Source organism: Streptomyces sp. B15 (assembly GCF_018070605.1).
Taxonomy (GTDB): domain Bacteria; phylum Actinomycetota; class Actinomycetes; order Streptomycetales; family Streptomycetaceae; genus Streptomyces; species Streptomyces smyrnaeus.
In genome coordinates, this window is record NZ_JAGPXJ010000061.1 from 1 (window position 1) to 22,873 (window position 22,873).

General features: G+C 71.7%; 16 protein-coding genes. All 16 read left to right on the top strand.

All coding sequences use genetic code 11. From position 1 onward, the window contains the following. The first annotated feature begins 617 nt into the window (after nucleotides 1-617). The 16 genes from KBY19_RS24405 (at nucleotide 618) to KBY19_RS24480 (ending at nucleotide 22,873) form a co-directional block, all read left to right on the top strand. A complete protein-coding gene (locus KBY19_RS24405; protein WP_185016282.1) occupies nucleotides 618-2,096 on the top strand; it encodes a sugar transferase in 1,479 nt (492 codons plus the stop codon). An 82-nt stretch (nucleotides 2,097-2,178) separates the two neighbouring features. Further along, a complete protein-coding gene (locus tag KBY19_RS24410; protein ID WP_099878544.1) occupies nucleotides 2,179-3,504 on the top strand; it encodes a nucleotide sugar dehydrogenase in 1,326 nt (441 codons plus the stop codon). Next, nucleotides 3,494-4,774: a glycosyltransferase family 4 protein gene (locus KBY19_RS24415; RefSeq protein ID WP_210966726.1), complete on the top strand. Its 1,281-nt coding sequence runs from the start codon at nucleotides 3,494-3,496 to the stop codon at nucleotides 4,772-4,774. Before KBY19_RS24410 ends, KBY19_RS24415 begins: the two co-directional genes overlap by 11 nt. Next, nucleotides 4,771-6,171 carry a Wzz/FepE/Etk N-terminal domain-containing protein gene (locus tag KBY19_RS24420; RefSeq protein ID WP_210966727.1) on the top strand — a complete coding sequence of 467 codons (1,401 nt, stop codon included), beginning with the start codon at nucleotides 4,771-4,773 and terminating at the stop codon, nucleotides 6,169-6,171. Before KBY19_RS24415 ends, KBY19_RS24420 begins: the two co-directional genes overlap by 4 nt. Next, nucleotides 6,168-7,703, top strand: a complete 1,536-nt coding sequence (locus tag KBY19_RS24425) for a Wzz/FepE/Etk N-terminal domain-containing protein (protein WP_210966728.1) — start codon at nucleotides 6,168-6,170, stop codon at nucleotides 7,701-7,703. The genes KBY19_RS24420 and KBY19_RS24425 overlap by 4 nt, the downstream gene beginning before the upstream one ends. Before the next feature lie 3 nt (nucleotides 7,704-7,706). After that, nucleotides 7,707-9,632 carry an asparagine synthase (glutamine-hydrolyzing) gene (asnB, locus tag KBY19_RS24430; RefSeq protein ID WP_210966729.1) on the top strand — a complete coding sequence of 642 codons (1,926 nt, stop codon included), beginning with the start codon at nucleotides 7,707-7,709 and terminating at the stop codon, nucleotides 9,630-9,632. Further along, nucleotides 9,629-11,806 carry a bi-domain-containing oxidoreductase gene (locus KBY19_RS24435; protein ID WP_185016276.1) on the top strand — a complete coding sequence of 726 codons (2,178 nt, stop codon included), beginning with the start codon at nucleotides 9,629-9,631 and terminating at the stop codon, nucleotides 11,804-11,806. Before asnB ends, KBY19_RS24435 begins: the two co-directional genes overlap by 4 nt. Beyond that, on the top strand, nucleotides 11,803-13,827 hold the full coding sequence (locus KBY19_RS24440) for an alginate lyase family protein (RefSeq protein WP_210966730.1): 2,025 nt from the start codon (nucleotides 11,803-11,805) through the stop codon (nucleotides 13,825-13,827). Before KBY19_RS24435 ends, KBY19_RS24440 begins: the two co-directional genes overlap by 4 nt. A gap of 8 nt (nucleotides 13,828-13,835) precedes the next feature. Further along, complete coding sequence (locus KBY19_RS24445; protein WP_210966731.1) at nucleotides 13,836-15,368, top strand: right-handed parallel beta-helix repeat-containing protein; 1,533 nt, start codon at nucleotides 13,836-13,838, stop codon at nucleotides 15,366-15,368. Between the two features lies 1 nt (nucleotide 15,369). Continuing rightward, entirely contained in the window at nucleotides 15,370-16,599 is a 1,230-nt protein-coding gene (locus KBY19_RS24450) for a hypothetical protein (RefSeq protein WP_099878531.1), read from the top strand. A 2-nt stretch (nucleotides 16,600-16,601) separates the two neighbouring features. Further along, nucleotides 16,602-17,810: a glycosyltransferase gene (locus tag KBY19_RS24455; RefSeq protein WP_210966732.1), complete on the top strand. Its 1,209-nt coding sequence runs from the start codon at nucleotides 16,602-16,604 to the stop codon at nucleotides 17,808-17,810. Next, nucleotides 17,807-19,117 carry a class I SAM-dependent methyltransferase gene (locus KBY19_RS24460; RefSeq protein WP_099878527.1) on the top strand — a complete coding sequence of 437 codons (1,311 nt, stop codon included), beginning with the start codon at nucleotides 17,807-17,809 and terminating at the stop codon, nucleotides 19,115-19,117. The genes KBY19_RS24455 and KBY19_RS24460 overlap by 4 nt, the downstream gene beginning before the upstream one ends. Further along, nucleotides 19,114-19,920 carry a sugar phosphate nucleotidyltransferase gene (locus KBY19_RS24465; RefSeq protein ID WP_099878526.1) on the top strand — a complete coding sequence of 269 codons (807 nt, stop codon included), beginning with the start codon at nucleotides 19,114-19,116 and terminating at the stop codon, nucleotides 19,918-19,920. Before KBY19_RS24460 ends, KBY19_RS24465 begins: the two co-directional genes overlap by 4 nt. Beyond that, nucleotides 19,917-20,564 carry a PIG-L deacetylase family protein gene (locus KBY19_RS24470; RefSeq protein ID WP_210966733.1) on the top strand — a complete coding sequence of 216 codons (648 nt, stop codon included), beginning with the start codon at nucleotides 19,917-19,919 and terminating at the stop codon, nucleotides 20,562-20,564. Before KBY19_RS24465 ends, KBY19_RS24470 begins: the two co-directional genes overlap by 4 nt. A gap of 3 nt (nucleotides 20,565-20,567) precedes the next feature. Then, entirely contained in the window at nucleotides 20,568-21,602 is a 1,035-nt protein-coding gene (locus tag KBY19_RS24475; protein ID WP_210966734.1) for an NAD(P)-dependent oxidoreductase, read from the top strand. After that, nucleotides 21,590-22,873, top strand: a complete 1,284-nt coding sequence (locus tag KBY19_RS24480; protein WP_210956308.1) for a DUF4910 domain-containing protein — start codon at nucleotides 21,590-21,592, stop codon at nucleotides 22,871-22,873. Before KBY19_RS24475 ends, KBY19_RS24480 begins: the two co-directional genes overlap by 13 nt.

The following is a 22,873-nucleotide window of genomic DNA, read 5'->3' on the forward strand; positions in this document are numbered from 1 at the left end:
TGGACGCCCTGACGCCCCCGCCTCCCGGACGACTCCTCCGCCCGCCTGTTCGTGCCCGGCCCGACTGGCGGTGGCGGAACGCCCCGGGCCACCCCCTGTCGCATCCTGGAGAACGTTCGTCCTCACAGGTCACGAGGGGCGTCTTCGTCATCGAGGCGCTCGTGGGCGTGCATCGCTCGGTGGGGGCGGCTCCAGAGCTTGAGCACGAATTGCACACAACCCCTCTGCAGGCGGGCCCCGATGGTCTACATTGACCGTGCTTCGCATGTTTGGACACGAGGCGACAAATGCTGATCTATAGGTCAAGCGCTGCGAAAAGCCAGTAATCCCATCTCTGGCGCCAGATCCAGGGGTGCTCGATTCTTGGATCCCGAGCCGGGGTCCCGGGGGCGGGGAGCACCCGAGGTTCGACGAGTTCCAGGCACCTCGACGGTTGGGCAGGACATACGAGTCCTGCCGCCCGGCGGAGTGTGGTCACGCACTACTGCAACAGCCTGAGGCCATTCGCGGGGGCGGAGGCCTTGCAGGTGAGGAACAGCGCGGCGCGGGGGGCGGGGGCCTCCCGGAGGAACAGTGTTGGGCGAATACGTCGAACCACTGGTGACCTGGGGGGTCCTGTGCGGCAGGGCGAATTAGTCGACCCGTTTCCGTCGGCGCGTGAGCGTCTGGCGAACGGGGCAATCAGTCGGCCCGCGATCGATTGGGAGCCGCGGTACCGCCGTACCGTGATCGCGAGCGATACCGTGGCCACCGCCTTCGTGGTGGCGGCGATCGGCATCTTCTTCGGGGCCCGGGACGCGGCCAACTGGCACGAGAAGTGGGGCATTCTCGCATTCGGCACCGAGCTGCTGGTGCTGGGAGCGCTTGCGGTGAGCCGCGCGTGGGCTCCGGCCGTGCTCGGTGAGGGCGCCGAGGAGTTCCGCCGGCTCGGACGCTCGCTGTTCACGGCGGCCGTCGTACTGGCGCTCGGCGGGATAGCCCTCACCTCGCGCAACATCAAGCTCTGGATCTTCGTGGCGATCCCCGCGATCGCGCTCGTCACCATGACCGCGCGGTATCTGCTGCGTCTCTCGCTGCACAAGCAGCGGACGGAGGGAAAGTGCCTGCGGCCGGTGCTCGCGGCCGGGAGTCCGGCCACCGTGCGCGACCTGATCACCCGGGTCCGTAAGTTCCCGCACCTCGGCTGGCGGGTGGAGGCGGTGTGCACGCCGGACGGTCTCGGGCTCGACGGTGACCACCTGGACGGGGTGCCGGTCGTCGGCCGGCTGGCCGACGTCGCAGGCCATGTCCGTCGGGACGGCTACCGCGTTGTCGCGGTCACACCGGATCCGCACTGGTCACCGGACCAACTGCAGCGGCTGGCCTGGGACCTCGAGGGCAGCGACGCCGAGATGGTCGTGGCCCCCGTACTGATGGAGGTGGCCGGCCCCCGGCTGCACGTCGACGCGGTGCTCGGGATACCGCTGCTGCGGGTCAGCATGCCGACCTTCACCGGGGCCCGCCGCGCGGTCAAGGAGGCCGTCGACCGGATGGGCGCGGTGCTGTTGCTGATGCTGTTCGCGCCGCTGATGGTGCTCGTCGGACTGCTCGTGCTGGCGGACAGCCGGGGTGGGGCGTTCTACCGACAGCGCAGGGTCGGCAAGGAGGGCCGCGAGTTCACCATCCTCAAGTTCCGCACCATGGTCGCCGGGGCCGACCGGGCACGTGCCGAGCTGGCCGATCGCAACGAGGGCGCCGGGCTGCTGTTCAAGCTCCGCCGGGATCCGCGGGTGACCCGGATAGGAGCGGTGCTGCGGCGGCACTCGATCGACGAACTCCCGCAGCTTTTCAACGTACTCACCGGATCGATGTCGCTCGTCGGTCCGCGGCCTCCGCTGCCGGAGGAATCGGCTGCGTACGGCCCGGACATCCGGCGTCGGCTGCTGGTCAAGCCCGGGCTCACCGGCCTGTGGCAGATCAGCGGACGCAGCGATCTGCCGTGGGAGGAGGCCGTCCGGCTGGACCTGCGGTACGTGGAGGACTGGTCGCTCGCCCTGGACGCGGTGATCTTGTGGAAGACCTTGCGTGTGGTGCTTCGTGGCCAGGGGGCCTACTGATGCGCGGGGGTTCGTTGCTCGACAGTTCCGCCGGCGCATGTACCGCAGGCCGCAGGGGCCTGCCTGGGGGGAGGAACGGGTCATGAGGGTCAGCGTCTTGGGCCTCGGCTACGTGGGCTGCGTGTCGGCCGCGTGCCTGGCCAGTCTGGGGCACGAGGTCATCGGGGTGGATGTGAACCAGGCGAAGGTCGACCTGGTCAACGACGGCAAGGCCCCGGTGGTCGAGGAGCGGATCGGCGAGCTCATCGCCGAGGTCGTGCGCTCCGGAGCGTTGCGCGCCACCGGTGACGTCCGCGAGGCGGTCATGGGCAGCGAGGTGTCGCTGGTCTGCGTGGGTACGCCTTCGGAGCCCAACGGAAGCCTGTGCACCACGTATCTGGAACGGGTCACCGAGCAGATCGGCGCCGCTCTGGCGGACCGCAGCGGGGGCGGCGGGCGGCAGACCGTCGTGTTCCGCAGCACCATGCTCCCGGGCACCTGTCTGAACCTGCTGGTACCGATCCTGGAGAAGTACGTCGGCGGCACGGCCGGGGTGGACTTCGGAGTCGTGGTCAACCCGGAGTTCCTGCGCGAGGGCACGAGCGTGCGGGACTTCTTCGACCCGCCCAAGACCGTCATCGGCGAGTTCGATCCGGGCAGCGGCGACGCGGTTGCGGCGCTGTACGACGGCTTGCCCGGCGAGGTCTTCCGGGTGCCGGTCCCGACGGCCGAGGCGATCAAGTACGCGGACAACGCGTTCCACGGCCTCAAGATCGGCTTCGCGAACGAGCTGGGCGCGGTGTGCCAGGCGCTCGGGGTGGACTCGCACCAGGTGATGGATGTGTTCCTGGCCGACCGCAAGCTGAACATCAGCCCCGCCTATCTGCGGCCCGGCTTCGCCTTCGGTGGCTCCTGCCTGCCGAAGGACCTGCGCAGCCTCGTCCACGCGGCGCAGCGGGCCGATGTCTCGGTGCCCATCCTCGCCCATGTGCTGCCCTCCAACTCCGACCATCTGCAGCGCGCGGTGGAGTTGGTCGAGCGCACCGGCAAGCGCCGGGCGGGCCTGTTCGGGCTGTCCTTCAAGCCCGGCACCGACGACCTCCGCGAGAGCCCGCTCGTCGAACTGGCCGAGCGGCTCTTCGGCAAGGGCTACGACCTGCGGATCTACGACGCCAACGTCAGCCTCTCCCGGCTGCTCGGCGCGAACCGCGAGTACATCGAGACCCGGCTGCCGCACCTCGCGCAGCTGCTGGCGGACTCCGTCGGCGAAGTGCTCGAACACGCGGAGGTGTGCCTGGTCGGAACCAGGGACCCGGCCGTGCTGTCGGCGCTGCCCCATGGGGACGGCCCGCTGCTCATCGATCTCGTCCGCCTTCCCGACGCCGAGACGCGCCGGGCCGAACAGGGGTACATGGGCCTTGCCTGGTGACATATCGTCCGGCGGCACAGCCGGTGGCGACGGGCCGGGCCGGCGCGCGCTGGTCCTGGTGGAGAACCTGTCGGTGCCGTTCGACCGGCGGGTGTGGCAGGAGTGCACGACGCTGCGCGACGCGGGCTGGACGGTGCACGTCATCTGTCCCCGGGGGGAGAAGCGGGACACGGAGCCGGAGGCGGAGATCGACGGGGTGCGGATCCACCGCTACCCGCTGCGCGCGGCCACCGGAGGGCCGGCCGGCTATCTGCGGGAGTACAGATCGGCGCTGTGGCACACGGTCCGGCTGGCCCGCAGGATCGGCCCGGTCGACGTGGTCCACGCCTGCAACCCGCCCGACCTGCTGTTTCTGCCGGCGCTGTGGCTCAAGCGGCGCGGCGCGCGGTTCGTCTTCGACCAGCACGACCTGGTACCCGAGCTGTATCTCTCCCGGTTCGACCGCGGCGCAGACCTGCTCTACCGCGCCGTGTGCGCGCTGGAACGACTGACCTACCGGGCCGCGGACGTGGTGCTCGCCACGAACGAGAGCTACCGCGATGTCGCGCTGCGCCGCGGCGGGCGGCGGCCGGGGGACGTCTTCGTGGTGCGCAGCGCACCCGACATCGACCGGTTCCACGCCGTACCGCCGGAGCCGGAGTTGAAGCGCGGCAAGCCTCATCTGCTGTGCTACCTGGGGGTCATGGGCCCGCAGGACGGCGTCGACTACGCCTTGCGGGCGCTGGCGAAGCTGCGCGACGAGTTCAAAAGGACCGACTGGCACGCGGTGTTCGTCGGCGGCGGCGACACCTTCGACGCGATGGTGGAGCTGTCCGGGCGGCTCGGGCTCACGGGGCAGGTGGAGTTCACCGGGCGCGTTCCGGACGCCGATCTGGTGCGCTACCTGTCCACCGCTGACGTGTGCCTCTCGCCCGATCCGCGCAATCCGCTCAACGACCTGTCCACCATGAACAAGGTCCTGGAGTACATGGTGATGGGCCGGCCGATCGTCTCGTTCGACCTGAAGGAGGCACGAGTCTCGGCCGGGGACGCCGCCGTCTACGCGTCCGCCGACGATGAGGCCGAATTCGCCGGGCTCATCGCGCTGCTGCTGGACGATCCGCAGCGGCGGGCCCGAATGGGCAAGATCGGCCAGGAGCGGATCAGCGGGCAGCTTTCCTGGCGGAACTCGCAAGCGTCGCTGCTCGCCGCCTACGACGTCGCCTGCCGTGGCCGCACTCCGGTGTCGACGGGCGACCCCGTCCCGACAGGGAAGAGGCGGCGCCGTTGAGCGATGACACGATACGCCTGGTCACGATCGGGCGGATTCTCCGTCGGCGCCGGCGGCTGCTCGCCGTTCTCGCCGTGATCGGTGCGCTCGTCGGCTACGGCACCTCGGCGCTGTTCCCGCCGCGTTACACGGCGTCGGCATCGGTACTGCTGCCGGGGCAGTGGGAGGAGCGCGAGCTGCTGACCCAGGCGGAGATCGCGACCAGTTCGGCGGTGGTCGACCGGGCGGCCGCCACACTCAGATGGAAGGGCGTCGGCGGCGGCGAGCTGCGCGATCGGGTGAGCGCCAGGACAGCCGACGGGAACATCATCAAGATCTCGGGGACGGCCGGCACCCCGCAGCGCGCACAGCAGCTCTCCGACCGGGTGGCCCAGCAATTCGTCACGTTCGCCGCGCGGATCGCGGACGAGAGCACCGACCCGGACGCGGCGGCGGGGGCCGAGGCACTGCGGCAGAAGGTGGCGCAGACCAACCGCCGCATCACCGACCTGGCCGATGCGGCCGATCCGGGGCGGACCGTGGAGGGCGTGCAGGCCCGCACCGAGCTGGAAAAGCTGCGCACCGCGCTGCAGGAGGCCATGAAGAAGCTGGACGACGCCGCCCCGGCGACCAACAAGGCCGGCATGGTCGTCATGGGGCCGGCGGCCCGGCCGACCGGCGAGGCGCCGCCGACCAGGACGCAACTCGTCGTCGCCGGGGCGCTGCTGTTCTTCCTGCTCGCGGTCCTCGGCCATCTCGCCGCCGCCCGGGTGAGCCGCCGGCTGCGCACCGAACCGGAGATCGCCGCGGCGCTGGGCTCGGCGCTGCTGGGCACCGTCGAGGTGCCTGACGAACGGCCCGCCCACCGGCCCGAAGGCAGCGGCCTGTGGGCCTGGATCCGCCGGCTGCTGGGCGTCGACACCCGGTGGCACCTGCCGACCCCGCGGATGTCCGGCGACGAGGCCGACAGGCGGATCCGCTACCGGCGGGTGTGCGCTCGCCTGCGGGAGCAGCTGCCGGCCGCCGGGCAGCTGCTGGTTGTCGTACCGGACGGCGACGAGATCGCCCGCCGGGCCGCCGGGCAGCTCGTCGCCGAGGCCGAGAGCGATCCTTCCTGGAACTCTTCGGGCACGGAACACCCCCTGTCGCTGGTGGGAGTTTCGGTGTTCCGCCCGCTGGTGCCGGACCGCGGCACCGAGTCCGGTGTCCTGGTCGTACTCAGCGCGGACTGCTGGACCGCGGGGGAGCTCGCCGGCATCGCCGAGGCGTGTGCGGACGCGGGGCACGAGGTCGTCGGCGTCGTCGTCGCCGGCGCGGTCCGGGCCCACCCCACGCGTACGCGTCCGGTCGGCCGTCCTCCGCGGCACGCCACGCCGTCGAGCCCGGTCGGTGGCGCCGTGAGGGGAGGTTCGGTGTGACGACGAGCGAGGCTTCTCAGCCGTCGGCCGGCACTCCGCTGCTGGACCTGCAGGCGCTGGTGGTGGCGGTGCGCAGACGCCGCCGCCTGTGGTGCTCCTTGGCGCTGCTGGGCCTGCTGGTCGGTGTGGCGGTGGCGGTCCTGCTGCCGCCCTCGCCGACCGCGGTGACCAAGGTGCTGGTCACGCACCAGGAGGACCAGCCGAACGACACCGGGACGCTGATCCGCACCGATGTCGAACTGCTGGGGACCACGCGGATCGCCGAAAAGGCCCTGCGGTCCCTCGACTCCCCGCAGACCCCGGAGGACTTCCTCCAGGACTACCGGGCCACCGGCGTGACCAACAACCTGCTGCGGATCGAAGTGACCGGTGACAGCGACGTGGAAGCGGTGGCCCGGGCCAAGGCGCTGGCCGATGCCTTCGTCGCGGACCATGTGCGGCGGATGCGGCAGACCGCGAAAGCCGAATCCAAGGCGCTGCTCGACCAGCGTGACCGCATGCGGGACGAACTCGCCGAGGTCAACAAGGAGATCGGAGGCCGGTCGTCGGCCCAGAGGGATCCGAAGGCGTCGGCGCGCACCGAGTCGCTCTTCGCCCGCCGGGCCGAGCTCAACTCGCGGATCGCCGAGTTCGACCAGCGCGCCGCGGAGGCACGCACCGGCACGCCCCGGATCATCGCCGGAACGCAGATCGTGGACGTCCCCCGCGCGGTGCAGCACTCCCTGCCCGGGGCCGCCGCCACCAACGCCGCGATCGGGCTCCTCCTCGGGCTCGTCCTCGGGCTGGCGGTGGCCGCGGTCGGCGCGGTGGTGGCCGACCGTCCCGTGCTGCGCCGGGAGATCGCGGCGAACCTGGGCGCCTCGGTCATCGCGGAGCTGCACGGCGCGGCCCTGCGGCCGGGCAGGCTGTGGCGGCTTCGACGGACGCGGGCGGCACGGACAAGGCTCACCGCGACCCTGGCCCGTACCGTGCGCGGCTCCGCGGAACCGCTGTCGCTGCTGGAGCTGGGCTGTCCGCGCGGCACGAGCGTGATCGCCCTGGATGTCGCCGGGGAACTGACGCCGGAGCTGCCGGTGGTGATCATCGACGGTCTGCCCGGCACACAGCTCGCACACCGCCGCCGGCGGTCGGGAGCCCCGGACGTGGTCAGCGGCGACCGAGCCGACGCCGGGCCGCCTCAGGAGCGCCGGCTCGGCGTCGGCTCGGTCGCGCCCGGCACGGCGTGGGTCGACCTCCGGCACCTCGGCACCCGGACCGTGCTCGTCGTGCGTGCCGGGCACGGCAGCGCCGCCTGGCTGCACACCGTGGCGCGGCACCTCGCGGACCAGCGCATTCCGGTGATCGGTGTGGTGCTGATCGACCCCGATCCGGGTGACCGCAGCGACGGCGCGCTGTGGGACGCGCCGACCACCGCGCTGCGCCGCGGCCGGAGCGAGCGGTCGGCCGGGCACAACGGCGCGGGCCGTCGGCAGCCGGAGCGGCTGCCGATGTGGGCCGCAGGGGCTCCGGACAACGACCAGGAGGCGCGGTAGGACATGTGTGGCATCGCAGGCGCGTACCGATGGCCGGACGGGAAGGTCGTGGCCGACCGGCTCACCGACACCCTCGCCCATCGCGGTCCGGACGGTGTGGGCCGCTACAGCCACTCCGCCGGCTACGGCGAAGTGCACCTCGGGCACCGCCGGCTGGCCGTCGTCGACCTGTCCGGGACCGGCGCCCAGCCGATGGCCTCGGGCGGCCTCGTCCTGACGTACAACGGCGAGCTGTACAACGCGCCCGAGCTGCGTGCCGAACTGGCAGCCGCCGGGGTGCGCTTCCGCGGGACCTCCGACACCGAAGTGCTGCTGGAGTCCTGGCGGCGCTGGGGCGTGGACTGCCTGCCCCGACTGCGCGGCATGTTCGCCTTCGGGATCTTCGACGAGCGGACCGGTGAACTGGTGCTCGCCCGCGACCAGCTCGGCATCAAGCCGCTGTTCCTGCTCCGGCGCGGCGAGGGCCTGGTGTTCGCCTCCGAGCTCAAGGCGCTCGCCGCCGTGACCGGCGGGTCGTTGCAGGTGGACCACGCGGCCCTGGTGGCCTCACTGCTGTACTACTGGGTGCCGGACTCGCGGTGCGCGTTCCGCGAAGCGGAGAAGCTGCCGCCGGGAAGCTGGCTGCGGTGCCGGTCCGACGGCCGGGTGGAGCGCGGCCGGTTCTGGAACCTCAAGGACGTCGCCGCCGAGGGCCGGGAGCGGGCCCGGGCCGGCGAGCGGCCGGACATCGCTGCCCTGGTCGAGGAGTCGACCCGGCGTCACCTGCTCTCCGACGTACCCGTGGCGACCTTCCTGTCCGGGGGGTTGGACTCCAGCTATCTGACCGCGCTGGCGGCCCGCCACCAACCCGGGATCTCCGCCTACACCATCGGATTCCGTGCCGAGGACGCCAAGTTCGAGGCGATGCCGGACGACCTGCGCCATGCCCGGCGGGTGGCCGAGCAGTTCGGCGTCGACCTCCAGGAGATCGAGATCGCTCCGAACGTGCTCGACCTGCTGCCGCGGATGACGTACCACCTGGACGAGCCGATCGGCGACCCCGCCGCGATCAACACATATCTGATCTGCTCGGCCGCCCGGGAGGCCGGGGTCAAGGTGATGCTCTCGGGGATGGGTGCCGACGAGCTGTTCGCCGGGTACCGCAAGCACCTGGCCAACCTGCTGGCGCTGCGCTACCAGCGCATCCCCCGGCCGCTGCGGCGCGGCCTGTCCCAGGCCGTGGACCGGCTGCCGGTCGCCACGGCCCGCCGGGGGTACCGGTCGGTGCGCTTCGCGAAGCGGTTCCTCTCCTTCGCCGAGCTCCCGGAGGAGACCGCGTTCCGGCGCAGCTACACCATGTACGACCGGGGCGAGCTGCTCGCCCTGGTCGATCCGGACCTGGCCGGGTCGGTCGATGACGTGCTGACCGAGCATGCGGACATCTACCAGGACAACGACCTCGATGACCCTGCCGACTTCGTCAACCGCATGTGCCTGGGCGACGCCCGGATGTTCCTGCCGGGCCTGAACCTCGCGTACACCGACCGCTCCAGCATGGCCGCCTCGACCGAGGTGCGGGTGCCGTACGTGGATGTCGAGGTGGTCGAGGCGGCGTTCGCCGTGCCCGGCGAGCGCAAGATCGTCGGACGACAGGGAAAGGCCGTCCTCAAGGAGGCGGCCTCCTCGATCCTGCCCCGGGAGATCGTGTACCGGCCCAAGGGGCTGTTCAGCGCCCCGCTGCGCGCCTGGATGAGCCGGGATCTGGCGCCGCTGGTGCGCGAGGTGGCGAACGACGGCGAGCTGGTCCGCTCCGGGTTCCTGCGCCGCGACGCGCTGGCGCGGCTCGTCGCCGAGGACGCGGCCGGGCAGCGGGACCACTCCAAGCATCTGTGGCATGTGCTGACCCTCGAGTACTGGTATCGCGGCGCGACTTCTGGGGAGTTCGGGTGAAACAGGTAGTGCAGAACTACAAGAGCGGTGAACTGGCGCTGCTCGATGTGCCGGTGCCGGGATGCAAGCCGGGCGGTGTGCTGGTCCGCAGCGCCTACTCGCTGATCTCCACCGGCACCGAGCTGATGAAGGTCTCCGAGGCCGGTATGTCGATGGTGGGCAAGGCCCGCTCCCGTCCTGACCAGGTGGCCAAGGTCGTGCAGAGTGTGGCCACCAACGGAGTGCCCGCCACCTACCGCAAAGTGATGGGCAAGCTGGACTCCTACACGCCGCTGGGCTACTCGCTGTGCGGGGTGGTCGAGCAGGTCGGCACCGGGATCGACGATGTGAAGGTCGGCGACTTCGTGGCCTGCGCCGGCAACGAGCACGCGCTACACGCCGAGTTGAACTGGGTGCCCGAGAACCTCTACGCCCCGGTGCCGGACGGCCTCGCGCCGCGGCACGCGGCCTTCGGCACCGTCGGGTCGATCGCGTTGCAGGGCGTCCGCCGGGGCGAGCCACAGCTCGGCGACGTGGCGCTGGTCATCGGCCTCGGGCTGATCGGGCAGTTGGTGGTGCAGCTGCTGACCGCCTCGGGCGTCCGTGTCGTCGGGGTCGACCCCGACCCGGTGCGCTGCGAGCTCGCCGAGCGCATGGGCGCCGCGGCCTGCGGCGATCCCTCGTCCGCTGCCGTGGAGACCGCCGTCGCCGAACTCACCGGCGGCCTGGGCGTGGACCACGTCTACCTGGCCGCCGGCGGCGCCGGCAACCAGCCCGTCGAGCTGGCCGCCCGGATGAGCCGGGACCGGGGCCGGGTCGTCGACATCGGCAAGTGCCGCCTGGACCTGCCGTGGAACGCGTACTACGAGAAGGAGCTCGACGTCCGCTTCTCCCGCAGCTACGGCCCCGGCCGCTACGACCCGGAGTACGAGCTGGAGGGGCGGGACTACCCGATCGGCTATGTGCGCTGGACCGAGCGCCGCAACCTGGCGTGCTTCCTCGATCTCCTCGCCCGCGGCAGCGTCGACGTGGATCCCCTGGTCTCCCACATCGCCGCCTTCGATGACGCCGTCGAGACGTACCAGCGACTGAAGGACGGCGATCTGAAGGCCGTGGCTGTGCTGTTCAGCTACCCCGGACAGACGGCGGAGGCGGCAGCCCCGGCGGTGGCCGTGCCCGCGGTGAAGGCGAAGCCGACTCCGGCACGGCCCCTCAGGGCGCCGGTGCGCCTCGCGTTCGTCGGCGCGGGGAACTACGCGACGTCGATGCTGCTGCCGCACCTGGCACAGCGCGACGGCGTGGAGTTGTCGACAGTCGTCACCACGACGGCGCTGTCGGCCGCCAACGCGCAGCGGAAGTTCGGCTTCGGCCAGGCGACCACCGATCTGGACGCCGTGCTCGGCGACCCCTCCATCGACGCCGTGTTCGTGGTCACCCGGCACAGCTCGCACGCCGAACTGACCCGAAGGGCACTGCTGGCCGGCAAGGCGGTGTTCGTGGAGAAGCCGTTGGCGCTCACCGAGGACGAACTGGCCGGCGTGCTGGCGGCAGTCGAGGAGTCCGGCAACGACCGACTGCAGGTGGGCTTCAACCGCCGGTTCGCGCCGCTGCTGCAGGAGGCAGCAAAGCGGTTCGGCGCCCGGACCGGCCCGGCGAGTGTCCGCTACCTGGTCAACGCGGGCCGGCTGGAGCACGGCAGCTGGTATCTGCAACAGGGCACCGAGGGCTCGCGGTTCGCCGGCGAGGGCGGGCACTTCATCGACACGGTGAGCTGGCTGCTCGCGGCCGACCCGATATCGGTGTACGCGCGCGCCACGTCCGGCAACGAGGACCTGCACATCGTGCTGGGCTATCCGGACGGGTCCACCGCCACCGTCAGCTACGTCACGACCGGCCCGGCCGGCTTCCCCAAGGAGACGCTGGACCTGGTCGCGGACGGCCGTGCGCTGCGGCTCGACGACTTCGTCCGTGCCGCCGTGTACGACGGCCGCCGCGGCCGGTGGGTGAGTTCGCGGCTGCGCAAGGCCCGGGACAAGGGCCAGAACGCCGAGCTGGCCGCGTTCGTCAAGGCCGTGCGCACCGGCGGACCGATGCCGGTGCCGCTCCAGTCGCTGGTCGCCACCACGGCGGCCACTCTCGCCGTGCGGACCGCCCTGGCCGGCGGCGCTCCGGTGACGTTGGCGGGGGCGCGATGACTGTGAGCTCGGGAAGTCCGGGCTGGTACCTGCGGCGGCTGTCCCGGATGGGGCCGGGCGAGGTCGGCGGCCGGGTGGGCGACGCGGTGCGCAGGCGGCGGTGGCGGTCGGCGCCGCCGCGCTGCCCGAGTGTGACCGGCGCCCGGTTCACCGCGCCACTGCCCGCCGGGACGCTCACCGCAGTGCCACCGGACGCCGCGAAACGGCTCATCGCCGAGGCGGACCGGCTGATGGACGGACACGCCGAGTACTTCGGGGTGGCCCGCGAAGACATGGCCGACCCGGACTGGCGGTACGACCCGAGGACCGGGCGCCGGGCCCCGTGGGGCCACGCCTTCGACGTGCCGTACCGGAACGAGGAAGTGGTCGGCGACATCAAGCAGATCTGGGAGCTGTCCCGGCACCAGTACCTCACCCAGCTCGCCGTCGCCTACGCACTCACCGGGAACGAGCGGTACGCCGAGCGCGTGGCCGAGCATCTGCGGTCGTGGTGGGCGGCCAACCCCCCGCTGCGGGGCGTGCACTGGACCAGCGGCATCGAGCTGGGCATCCGGCTGCTGTCCTGGGTGTGGATCCGCCGGCTGCTCGACGGCTGGCCGGACGCGGCCGGGCTGTTCGAGGACAACCCGGTGGCGCTGAACCAGATCTGGCACCACCAGCGCTGGCTGGCCGCCTTCCCCAGCCGGGGCTCCTCGGCGAACAACCACATCGTCGCCGAGGCCGCCGGCCGGTTCGCCGCAGCCTGCGCGTTCGCGTGGTTCCCCTCCTCGGCGCGCTGGCGGGCCGACGCGCTGCGGTCGCTGGAGCGGCACCTGCGCAGCAACACCTTCGCCTCCGGCCTCAACCGCGAGCTGGCCACCGAGTACCACGGGCTGGTGCTGGAGCTGGGCTGGGCCGCGGTGGCCGAGGCGGACGCCGCCGGTGTGCCGCTCCCCGAGTCGATCCGGCTGGTGCTGCTGCGGATGACCGACGCGCTCGCGGCCGTCGTGGACAGCCGACTGCGGCCGCCGCGCCAGGGGGACGCGGACGACGGGCACGGTCTGGTCGTGGACGGCGCGGGCACCGACCGCTGGGCCTCGCTGCTGGCCACCGGGGGAGCCGTCTTCGGCCGGCTCGCCTGGTGGCCGGCCGTGGCCGGCACCGATGTGCGCACCCCGCTGCTGGCCGCGCTCGTCCAGCCGTACCCGAAAGGTGGCACCGCACCGGCCGCCACCCGCCCGAAGAGCCGACCGGCCCACTTCGCCGACGCGGGGCTCACCATCCTGCGCGGCCCGGGAGAGATCTGGTGCCGCTGCGACGGTGGTCCGCACGGATTCCTGGCCATCGCCGCGCACGCCCACGCCGACGCACTGTCCGTGGAGGTCCGGCACGACGGGGTCGACGTGCTCGCCGACCCGGGTACGTACTGCTACCACGGGCAGCCCGAGTGGCGGCAGTACTTCCGCTCGACCCTCGGCCACAACACCCTGCAGCTGGACGGCGGGGACCAGTCCGTCTCCGGCGGTCCGTTCCTGTGGACCCGGCATGCCCACAGCCGCGTGCTGGTCGCGGACGCCTCTGGTGGGGGAGTGGCCCGCTGGTGTGCCGAGCACGACGGATACCGGCACTCCGTGCACCGCCGCCGGGTGGAGCTGACCGCCGCGACCCAGGAGTTGCGGGTGGTCGACGAGATCCGCGGCCCGCACGGTCCGCACGGCCCGCGCCGGGCCGTGCGCCTGGCGTTCCACCTCGGTCCCGCGATCACCGTGGACCTGGTGGGGAACCGGGCACAGCTGCGCTGGAAGCGGGACGGTGAGGACCGCTCCGCCGTGCTCGACCTTCCCGAGCAGCTGTCCTGGCAGGCGCATCGCGGCGAGACCGACCCTTCCCCAAGTTCTTCGAGCAGGGGATACCCCATCCTGGGCTGGTACTCCGCAGGCTTCGGGCGCAAGGAACCCACCACGACCCTGGTCGGCACCGGCTCGGCCGGCGGCGCCGTGCCGTCCAGGGAGCTCATCACCGTCCTCGGGTTCCGCGGCTAGGGGGATGTGTGGGGATCAACTGGCGGAACCGCGTGGTGCCGGTGGCGGCGTCGGCGCTGGCCCTGCTGGCGGCGACCGGCTGTGTGAGCACGCCGGACGGCCCGACCGGGCCGACCGCCGCGCCCTCCGCGTCCCCGGCCCGGCCCGTGGCCCGGGTGTGCGCCGACCCTGCGGCAGGGCCGGCGAAGGCGCCGGCGGGCGCCGTGCCGGTCGACCCCGCGGTCGTGGGTGATCTGGCAGCGAAGACCCGGAGCAACCCCGCGAACACCACGTTCTGGCTTCGGCCGGGCAAGCACAGGCTGGATCCGGGCCTCCACGCCCAGGTCGTCCCGAAGAAGGGGAACAGCTATCTCGGCGCGCCGGGCGCGGTGCTCGACGGCCGGAAGAAGAACCAGTACGCCTTCGGCGGCAGCGCCCGCGACGTCACCCTCCGCCATCTGACCGTGCAGGGTTTCGTCGCGCCGCACGACGAGGGCGTGGTCAACCACGACTCGGCCGACGGATGGGTGATCGAGCACGCCAAGATCCAGTACAACTCCGGCGCCGGGCTGATGGCCGGTGGCCGCCAGCGGGTCCGCGCCAACTGCCTGCGCGGCAACGGGCAGTACGGCATGAACGCGTACAAGGCATCCGGCCGTATCACCGGTCTGGTGGTCGAGGGCAACGAGATCGTCGGCAACAACACCGGCGACTGGGAGCGGCGGCGGAAGGGCTGCGGCTGTACCGGCGGCGTCAAGTTCTGGGCCGTCGACGGCGCCGACGTACGCGGCAACTGGGTGCACGACAACCGCGGAGCCGGATTGTGGGCGGACACCAACAACAACGACTTCCGCATCGAGGACAACGTGCTGGAGGCCAACGACGGTGCCGCGCTGATCTATGAGACCAGCTACAACGCGGTCATCCGGAAGAACACGATCCGGCGGAACAACTGGGTCGAGGGCCGCAGATACGCCGACCGCGACGACAACTTCCCGTTCGCGACCGTCTATCTGTCCGAGGCCGGCGGTGAACCGCGGATCCGAGCCCGCACGGACAAGATCGAGATCTACCGGAACGTGCTGGAGAACAACTGGAACGGGATCACCCTGTGGGAGAACGCCGACCGGTTCTGCAACAGCCCGGCCAACACCTCCACCGGGGACTGCACCTTGCTGGTACGGGACGCCGACCGCTGCGCGCGGCCGCAGATCGCCACCGCACCGCTGTACGCCGACTGCCGGTGGAAGACCCAGCGGGTGGACATCCACGACAACCGCTTCGTGCTGGACACCTCCGTCGTCGGGTGCACGGTCAAGTGCGACCGGATGGCGGTGCTGGCCAACTACGGCACCTATCCGGACTGGTCGCCGTACCAGGGCGAACGGGTCGCCGAGTCGATCACCCACAAGCAGCGCAACCGCTGGCACGACAACGTCTACCTCGGACCGTGGAACTTCGTCGCCCACGACCCGAGCCGGGTGCTCGACTCCGGGCAGTGGCAGGGCACGCCGTACCAGCAGGACGAGGGCAGCACCTTCCAGCCACAGGACGGTGGTTGAGATGGGCGGGGACACACCGAAGACCGTCGGGTTCGTCTGGGGGCTGCTGGTCCTCAACACGCTCGGCTCCGCCGGGGCGCAGACGATCGTCCCGCTGCCCCGCTCCCTCATCCAACTGATCACCATGGGCGCGCTGGTCACCGCGTTCGCGCTGGCGCTGGCGCTCAACCTCCGACTGCGCATCCGAGCCAGTGCCTTTCTGCTCCTGCTCACCCTGCTGCTGGTACCGAGCGTGATCTCCAGCGTGCACCCGGAGCCCGGGCTCGGCGCGCTGTTCCGCTGCGCCCGGCTGGCTCTCTTCGTCGGCACGCTATGGCTGCTCAGCCGCTGGTGGGACGGCGGCACGACGTTCGTCAGGCACCACATCCGGATGTACTTCGCGGTCCTCGGGTCGGTCGCCGCGGGCCTGGTCATCTCACCGGGCGCGGCTCTGCCCGAGCTCTACGGCGGACGGCTGGTCGGCGCGTTGTGGCCGCTCACCCCGCCGCAGATCGGACAGTACGCCGCGGTGATCACCGGGCTCACTGTGCTGCTCGTACTGGGTCGCCGTACCGACCGGGCGAGCGCGGCGGTGGTCGTCGCGCCGTCACTCCTGCTGCTCGCGCTGACCCACACCCGCACGGCCACGCTCGGCCTGCTCATCGGGCTGGCGTTGGCGATCGGCTCGCTCGTTCTGACCAGCGCCGCCGCCCGCCGGGTGTTCACCTGGACCGTGCTGGGCGCCGCGGTGGCCGCGGTGGGGTTCGGCTCCGCGCTGCGGGCGTGGTTCCTGCGCGGACAGAGCCAGGAGAACTTCACCAGCCTCACCGGCCGGGCCAAGGTCTGGGACGCCCTGCTGACAGCGCCCCGGACGGGTGTGGAGAAGTTGTTCGGCACGGGGCTGGGCGACAAGTCGTTCGACGGGCTGCCGATCGACAACAGCTGGCTGGCCGTCTACCACGAGCAGGGCCTGACCGGCGTCGCCCTCGTGGCGGCCGTCGTCATCGTGCTGGGCGGTGTGGCGCTGCTGCGGCCGCCGTCGCTGTCGAGAGCCTGCGCGATCTTCCTGATCAGCTACTGCGCGATCGCGTCGTACACCGAGGCCGGGCTGGGCGACGCCTCTCCGTATCTGCTGCATCTGGCCGTCGCCGCCTCGCTTCTGGTGGCACCTGCGGCGGCCACGCCCCCTTCGGCGCCCGCGGCCCCTCGACGACGTGTCCCGCGCTGGGCCCGGGATCCGGAGGTGACTTGAGCATGCACGTCCTCGTGGTGCACAACCGCTACGCCTCGGCGCAGCCGAGCGGGGAGAACAAGGTCGTCGACCAGGAGGTGGAGCTGCTGCGCGCGGCCGGTCACCGGGTCGAGGTGTTCGAGCGGCGCAGCGACGACATCGCAGCCCGGTCCCTGCTGGGCAAGGCCGCGGTGCCGCTGCTGGTGCCGTGGAACCCGGCGGTCCGCGCGGAGCTAGCCGCCCGGCTTCGCGCCTCACGCCCGGACGTGGTGCACGTCCACAACGTCTTCCCGCTCCTGTCGCCCGCGGTGCTGGCAGCCTGCGCCGACGCCGGTGTGCCCGCCGTCGCCACGCTGCACAACTACACCCAGGTCTGCCCGCCCGGCACGCTGCAGCGGGACGGTCGGCCGTGCACCGAGTGCGTCGGGTCGGCGCCGCTGCCCGCCGTCCGGCACGGCTGCTACCGGAACTCCCGGCTGGCGACGGTGCCCCTCGCGGTCAGCCTGTCGGCCAACCGCCGGCGGTGGTCGTCCGGCGTGGAGCGGTTCTTGTGCATCTCCGCGGCGCAGCGTGACGTCCTGGTGCGGGCCGGCATGCCGCCCGAGCGGCTGGCGGTCAAGCACAACTTCGTGCCCGACCCGGGCGGCTGCCGAGCGGGCACCGGCGAGCAGCTGCTCTACCTCGGCCGGCTCGCTCAGGCCAAGGGCGTGCGGCTGCTCATGGCCGCGTGGGACGACATCGCCGCGGACGGCGGGGTGGGCGTGCCGCTCGTGATCGCCGGCGCGGGCCCGCTGGAGGCGGAGGTGACCGCCTGGGCGGCGGGCCGGGACGACGTGCGGTACGTCGGCCTTTACGACACCGCGGAGTGCCGGCAGGCCATCGCGCGGTCGGTCGCCGTGGTGGCTCCCTCCACGTGGCTGGAGGCGTTCGGCCTGGTGGTCGTTGAGGCGATGGCGGCGGGAGTCCCGGCGGTCGCCGCAGGTCACGGCGCCTTCGTCGAACTCGTCGAGGAGGGGGTGACCGGGCTGCTGCATCAGCCGGGCGAGCCCGCCTCGCTCGCCTCCTGCCTGCGCCGGATCACGGCCGAGCCGGCCCTGGGCCGGGAGATGGGCCAGGCGGCCCGGCGCCGCTACGAGCAGGGCTTCAGCCCGGCTGTCGGGCTGGAGCGCCTGGTGGAGGAGTACCGCACCGCGATCGCGGGTCGGACGGAAGCAATGGGGGGCAGTAGATGACACGATGCCGACTCTGCGGCTCGGAAGCGATGGCGAGCGTCGTCGACCTGGGGGCGATGCCGCCGTGTGAGAGCTTTCTGGCCGCGGACCGACTGGACGAGCCGGAGCCGGCGTACCCGCTGCACCTGCGGGTCTGCACCGACTGCTGGCTCGCGCAGATCCCTCCGCTGATCACTCCGGAGGAGACGTTCAAGGAGTACGCGTACTTCTCCTCGTACTCGACCTCCTGGGTGGAGCACGCGCGCACGTTCGTCGCCGACGCCGTCCAGCGGCTGGGGCTCGACTCCGGGGCGAAGGAAGCCTTCGTGGTCGAGGTCGCCAGCAACGACGGGTATCTGCTCCGGCACATGGTGGAGCGTCGGATCCGCTGCCTCGGCATCGAGCCGTCGGTGAACGTCGGCACCGCGGCACGGGAGGCGGGTGTGCCCACGCTCACCGCGTTCCTGGACCCGGACACCGGCGCGGCCGTCCGCGCCGAGCACGGCCCGGCGGACCTGGTCGTGGCCAACAACGTGTACGCGCACATCCCCGACGTGGTCGGGTTCACCCGGGGGCTGCGCGCCCTGGTCGCCGACGACGGCTGGGTCTCCATCGAGGTGCAGCACCTGCTGACCCTGATCGAGCAGAACCAGTACGACACGATCTACCACGAGCACTTCCAGTACTACACGGTCGCGTCCGCGATCCGCGCGCTGGCCAGTGGCGGACTCGCGCTCGTGGACGTCGAGCTGCTGCCCACGCACGGCGGCTCCCTCCGGCTGTGGGCCCGGCCCACCGAGGCGGCCGGCGAGCCGGGTAACGGTGTATCCCCTGCTCTGGGGGCCCCTCCCGGCCGAAGACTGGGGGAGGAGCCGAGAGCTTGGGGCAAGGTGGCCGACGTGCTGGAGCGGGAGAAGGCCGCCGGGCTGCAGGAGCTGTCCGGGTACACCGAGTTCTCAGCGCGGGTGGCCAAGGTGCGCCGGGACCTGCTGCGGTTCCTCATCGAGGCGGCCGAGCGCGGCGAGACGGTCGTCGGCTACGGCGCCCCTGGCAAGGGCAACACCCTGCTCAACCACTGCGGTATCCGGCCCGATCTGCTCCCGTACACGGTCGACCGCAACCCCTACAAGCACGGCAGGTTCACCCCCGGCACCCGCATCCCGATCCTGCCGCCCGAACAGATAGCCGCCGACAGACCGGACCACGTGCTCGTCCTCCCCTGGAACCTGCGGACCGAGCTGGTCGAGCAGCTGTCCTTCGTACACGCCTGGGGCGGCCGGCTGGTCTTCCCCGTTCCGGAACTGAACATCGTCGAGGTCACACCATGAAGGTCGTACTGTTCTGCGGCGGTTATGGGCTGCGCATGCGCAACGGAGCGTCCGACGACATCCCCAAGCCGATGGCGATGGTCGGCCCGCGCCCGCTGATCTGGCACGTCATGCGCTACTACGCGCACTACGGGCACACGGAGTTCATCCTGTGCCTGGGGTACGGGGCCCACCACATCAAGGAGTTCTTCCTCAACTACGAGGAGACGACGTCCAACGACTTCGTGCTGCGAGGCGGGCGGACCGAGCTGCTGTCCACCGACATCTCCGACTGGACGATCACCTTCGCGCAGACCGGCATCGAGTCGCCGATCGGAGAACGGCTGCGCCGGGTACGGGACCATCTCGACGGCGATGAGATGTTCCTCGCCAACTACGCCGACGTGCTCACCGACGCCCCGCTGCCGCAGATGATCGAGCGCTTCGCCCGGCGCGACGCCGGTGCGTCGATGATGGTGGTGCCGCCGCAGTCCTCGTTCCACTGCGTGGACCTGGGCGAGGACGGGCTGGTGGGGGGCATCACCGCGGTGAGCGAACTGCCGCTGTGGGAGAACGGCGGCTACTTCGTGCTCCGCCAGGAGGTCTTCGACCACATACCTGAGAACGGCGACCTGGTCGCTGACGGATGCGCCCGGCTGGCCAAACGCGGCCGGCTGGTGGCGCACCAGCACCGCGGCTTCTGGAAACCCACCGACACCGTCAAGGAGCGGGCCGCGCTCGACGCCGCCTACGCCCGGGGCGAGCGCCCGTGGGCGGTGTGGGAACGGGACGGCGCGGGTGCGGGCACGGGGGTGAGCGCGTGATCCGGCTCGGGGCCGGGCGTTGGGACCGGATCGTCGCGGTAGGGGCGCACTGCGACGACATCGCCATCGGCGCCGGCGGCACCCTGCTGACGCTGTGCCACGCGCGGCCGGGCCTCCGCGTCGACGCGCTGGTGCTCTCCGGCGGCGGCAGCGAGCGGGAGCAGGAGGAGCAGGCCGCGCTCACCGCCTGCTGCCCGGGCGCCGACCTGCGGCTGACCGTGCTCAAGCTGCCGGACGGCCGGCTGCCCGCGCACTGGGACGAGGCCAAGGCCGCGGTCGAGGAACTGCGGGAGCGGACCGAGCCGGAGCTCGTGCTGGCCCCGCGCACCGAGGACGCGCACCAGGACCACCGCGTACTGGCGAAGCTGATGCCCACCGCGTTCCGCGACCATCTCGTGCTCGGCTACGAGATCGTCAAGTGGGACGGCGATCTCGGCCGTCCGGCCGCGTACCAGCCGCTGTCGCCGCAGCTCGCCGAGGAAAAGGTGCGGCTGCTGCAGGAGCACTACCCCTCGCAGCGGCACCGGCCCTGGTACGACCGGGAGGCCTTCCTCGGCCTGGCCCGGATCCGCGGCATCGAATGCCATGCGCGCTACGCCGAGGCGTTCGCCGTCACCAAACTCACTCTCGACCTGGGGGACTGAACTGTGCGCGTGCTGCTGACCGGACACCAGGGCTACCTGGGCACCGTGATGGCCCCGGTCCTCACGGCCGCCGGACACGAAATCGTCGGACTGGACTCCGGACTGTTCGCCGAGTGCGTCCTCGGCCCGTCGCCCGCCGACCCGCAGGGGCACCGGGTGGACCTGCGCGATGTCACGACAGAACATCTGGCAGGGGTGGACGCCGTGATCCACCTCGCCGCGCTGTCCAACGACCCGCTGGGCGCGCTGGCGCCGGAGCTGACCTACGACATCAACCACCACGCGTCCGTGCGGCTGGCCCGGCTGGCCCGCGACGCCGGTGTGCGGCGCTTCCTGTACGCGTCGACCTGCTCGGTATACGGCGCCGCCGGCGGCGGTGACTCGGCGGACCTGGTGGGCGAGGACGCCCCGCTGCGCCCGGTGACGCCGTACGCGGAGTCCAAGGTGCGGGTGGAGGACGACCTGCACGCGCTGTCCGACGGCGACTTCAGCCCGGTGTTCATGCGCAACGCCACCGCCTTCGGCCACTCACCCCGGCTGCGCGCCGACATCGTGCTGAACAACCTGGTGGGCCACGCGCTGTTGTCCGGAGAGGTACTGGTGCTCTCCGACGGCACCCCCTGGCGTCCGCTGGTGCACGCCGCCGACATCGCACGGGCCTTCGCCGCCGCACTGATCGCGCCGCGGGAAGCGGTGCACGCCCGCGCTTTCAACATCGGCAGCGAGACCAACAACGTCACGGTCGCCGAGATCGCCGAGCAGGTCGCCGAGGCGGTCTCCGGGGCGAAAGTGGTGATCACCGGGGAGACCGGTGCCGATCCGCGGTCGTACCGGGTGGACTTCTCCCGGTTCCGCGCCGCGATACCCGGCTTCGACTGCGAGTGGACGGTGCGGCAGGGCGCGCTCGAACTCGCCGACGCCTACCGGAAACACGGGCTGACCCGCGAGGACTTCGAGCGGCGCTTCACCCGGCTGGCCGTGCTGCGCGCGGGGCGCGACGCCGGAGCCGTCGACGAGACCCTGCGGTGGCGCCGATGACCGCGCCGGGCGATCAGCTGTACGCGCTGGTGGAGCGGTTGTACCCGCTGTGCCGGAGCATCACCGGGGACGGGGTGCGCGCCACCTTGGAGATCGTCGGCGAATACCTCCCGCTGCAGGTGCAGGAGGTGCCGACCGGGACGCAGGTGCTCGACTGGACGGTGCCGCAGGAGTGGAACATCCGGGACGCGTACATCGCCGACACCGCCGGCAACCGGGTCGTCGACCTCGCCGCGTCCAGCCTGCACGTGCTCGGCTACAGCGTGCCGGTGTCGGCGACGATGCCGCTGGCCGAGCTCCGCTCACACCTGCACACCCTGCCTGACTATCCGACCTGGGTGCCGTACCGCACCAGCTACTACACGCCGGACTGGGGGTTCTGTCTGGCGCAGGAGACCTTGGACGCGCTGCCGGACGGCGAGTACGAGGTGCGCATCGACTCCACACTCACCGACGGCCACCTCACCTACGCCGAGCACGTCGTCCCCGGGCAGGTCGCCGACGAGGTGATCGTCTCCAGCCACGTCTGCCACCCGTCGCTGGCCAACGACAACCTGTCCGGTATCGCGGTGGCGACGTTCCTGGCCCGGGCGCTGGCACAGCAGACGCCGTACTACACCTACCGGTTCCTGTTCGCGCCCGGCACCATCGGCGCGATCACCTGGCTGGCCCGTAACGCGGAGCGGGTCGATCAGGTCAGGCACGGACTGGTGCTGGCCTGCGCCGGCGACCCGGGCCGGCTGACGTACAAGCAGAGCAGGCGCGGTGACGCGGAGATCGACCGGGTGCTGCGGCATGTGCTGACCGTCTCCGAACGCCCGCACCACGTCACCGAGTTCACTCCGTACGGCTACGACGAGCGGCAGTTCTGCTCGCCCGGGTTCGACCTCGGTGTGGGCTCGCTCAGCCGGACCCCGTACGCCGGTTACCCCGAATACCACACCTCGGCGGACAATCTGGACTTCGTCTCCCCGGAGGCGATGGCGGACACCCTCGCCGTCTGCCGCGAGGCATGCGCCGTACTGGACCGCAACCGGCGCTACGTCAACCTCAGCCCCTACGGCGAGCCGCAGTTGGGCCGGCGTGGGCTGTACGACTCGCTCGGTGGCCGCAGCGACGCCAAGCAGGCCCAGTTGGCCATGCTCTGGGTGCTCAGCCTCTCCGACGGCGAACACAGCCTGCTGGACGTCGCAGAGCGGTCCGGGCTGCCGTTCGACACCGTCGCCGCCGCGGCCGACGCCCTGCACGGCGCCGGGCTGCTCAAGGCATGA

Coding starts and splice junctions, on each gene's coding strand:
- KBY19_RS24410 (WP_099878544.1), top strand. CDS start 2,179: ATGAGGGTCAGCGTCTTGGGCCTCGGCTACGTGGGCTGCGTGTCGGCC.
- asnB (WP_210966729.1), top strand. CDS start 7,707: ATGTGTGGCATCGCAGGCGCGTACCGATGGCCGGACGGGAAGGTCGTG.
- KBY19_RS24440 (WP_210966730.1), top strand. CDS start 11,803: ATGACTGTGAGCTCGGGAAGTCCGGGCTGGTACCTGCGGCGGCTGTCC.
- KBY19_RS24450 (WP_099878531.1), top strand. CDS start 15,370: ATGGGCGGGGACACACCGAAGACCGTCGGGTTCGTCTGGGGGCTGCTG.
- KBY19_RS24455 (WP_210966732.1), top strand. CDS start 16,602: ATGCACGTCCTCGTGGTGCACAACCGCTACGCCTCGGCGCAGCCGAGC.
- KBY19_RS24460 (WP_099878527.1), top strand. CDS start 17,807: ATGACACGATGCCGACTCTGCGGCTCGGAAGCGATGGCGAGCGTCGTC.
- KBY19_RS24465 (WP_099878526.1), top strand. CDS start 19,114: ATGAAGGTCGTACTGTTCTGCGGCGGTTATGGGCTGCGCATGCGCAAC.